The sequence below is a fragment of the Blastomonas sp. genome, assembly GCF_041747255.1.
Classification (GTDB): domain Bacteria; phylum Pseudomonadota; class Alphaproteobacteria; order Sphingomonadales; family Sphingomonadaceae; genus Blastomonas.
In genome coordinates this window covers 1-2,097 of sequence record NZ_JBGTFM010000179.1, presented here as the reverse complement: position 1 = coordinate 2,097, position 2,097 = coordinate 1, and the positions used below count along the sequence as shown (strand labels likewise).

The 2,097-nt window shown below is 65.3% G+C and carries 2 protein-coding genes; one reads left to right on the top strand and one right to left on the bottom strand.

From position 1 onward, the window contains the following. Window positions 1-27 precede the first annotated feature (27 nt). Window positions 28-873, bottom strand: coding sequence for a 16S rRNA (cytidine(1402)-2'-O)-methyltransferase (gene rsmI, locus ACEW8G_RS06375; RefSeq protein ID WP_373487600.1), 846 nt, complete (start codon window positions 871-873; stop codon window positions 28-30). A gap of 40 nt (window positions 874-913) precedes the next feature. On the opposite strand from rsmI, the gene ACEW8G_RS06370 reads away from it, so the two are divergent. Continuing rightward, window positions 914-2,097: penicillin-binding protein activator (locus ACEW8G_RS06370; protein WP_373487599.1), on the top strand; the 1,184-nt coding region annotated here is incomplete at its 3' end.

Genomic DNA, 2,097 nt, shown 5'->3' with positions numbered 1-2,097 from the left:
TGCGCCTCGGCCTGCTGGCGCGAAGCTTTAGTCACCCGCGCTGCGATCCGCCAATATGCGGGCGTACAGCGCCTTGCGATCCAGCCCGAACTGTTTCGCCACCTCGCCAGCAGCCTTGCCGGGGGGCATGGTCAGCAGGGCCTCGGCCAGTGCCGCTTCGATGCTTTCCTCAGGCGCAACGGCGCTACCGGGTCCCGGCGGGCCGACGACGAGCACGATCTCGCCCTTGGGAGGCGCATCTGCATAGACCGCAGCCAGTTCGGCCAGCGTTCCGGTGCGCGTTTCTTCAAATCTTTTACTGATTTCGCGCACTACTGCCGCTTCTCGTTCGCCAAGGCCTTCGTGCAGCGCAGCCAGACAGGCAGCGATTCGCTTGGCGCTTTCGTAAAACACCAAAGTCACCGGCATCACCGCCAGCCCGGCAATTTCCCTCGTCCGCGCGCCGGGCTTGTTGGGCAGAAAGCCGTGGAAGTAAAATCTGTCGGTGGGCAGCCCCGCCAAGGTGAGCGCAACAATCAGCGCCGATGGCCCCGGCACCGAGTGGATTGCAACACCTGCCTCACGCGCCTCGCGCACCAGCTTGTAGCCGGGGTCAGAGATCAGCGGCGTTCCCGCATCGCTGACCAACGCGACGCATCCGGCGCGCGCTGCGTCGATCAGCCGCGCGCGGTCTGCGGGGCGGGCATGGTCGTCGTAGCGCATCATGGGACGCTTGAAGCCCAGATGGTGGAGCAGTCCGCCGGTCACCCTGGTATCTTCGCAGGCGATCAGATCGGCGTGTTCAAGCACCTTTCTGGCGCGCGGCGATACATCACCAAGGTTGCCGATTGGCGTCGCCACGATATAGAGGCCGGGTTCGGGATCATGAGTCACTAAACCCGTTCATGGACCGGCAATGCGGGAGCGACAAGCGATGAAACAGGCCTATCGGCGCTTACTCGGCATCGTGATGCTGGTCTTGGGAACGGCATTTCTGGCCGCATGCCAGACGATGGTGCCCAAAACCGCACCCCCTCCCCCCCCTGTCCAGACCCCCGTCGACCCGGTTGATCGCCCGGCCGACCGGCCAATCACCGGCGTGTTGCCCAGCGACGATGCCCGCCACCGGATCGCATTGTTGCTGCCGCTGTCCGGCAAGGACGCAGCAGTTGGCCAGTCGCTCGCCAACGCGACAACGCTCGCACTGCTTGATACCAAGGCAAACAACATCCGGATCACCAGCTATGACACCGCGCGCGGTGCCCAAGCCGCAGCGCAGCGCGCGATTGCCGATGGCAATCGGCTGATCCTCGGCCCTCTGCTCAGCGACGATGTGGTGGCGATTGCCGCGACAGCCCGCGCGGCCAACGTGCCGATCATCAGCTATTCCAACGACACGGGCATCGCTGGCGATAACGTCTTCATCATGGGTTATGTGCCGGCGCAGTCCATTGACCGCGTAATCCGCCATGCCCGTGCTCAGGGCATCACCCGGTTTGCCGGGCTGGTGCCCGCCGGGACTTACGGCCAGCGCGCCTCGTCCGCGATGCTCGCAGCGGTCAACCGCGTGGGCGGCACGGTCGTCTCGATGCAGACCTACGCCGCTGGCAACGCTGCGATCACGACGGCGGTCAGGAGGATGCAACAGGAAAGCGCCTATGAAGCCATCCTGATTGCTGACAGCGGCGCTGCGGCGATCCGCATCGTGCCCATGGTCCGCGCCAATGGCGGCGGTACGGCGCGCATTCTGGGCACCGAGCTGTGGAACACCGAGCGCGCCTTGCCTGGCTCAGCAGCAATGCGCGGCGCCTGGTTCGCCAGCGTGTCCGATGGCCTTTACCGGCAATATGCCACCAAATACCGCAGCCAGTTCGGCGGCGATCCATTCCGCCTGTCAACGCTTGGCTATGACAGCGTGCTGCTCACCACCCGCATCGCGCGCGACTGGCGGATCGGCAGCCCGTTTCCGGTGGACAAGCTGCGCGATCCGGGCGGTTTCATCGGCCTCGACGGCGCCTTCCGCTTCGGCCGCAACGGCATCGCCGAACGGCTACTCGAAGTGCAGCAGGTGGGTGCGGGGCAGCTGACAATTGCTGCGCCCGCGCCGAAGAGCTTCAG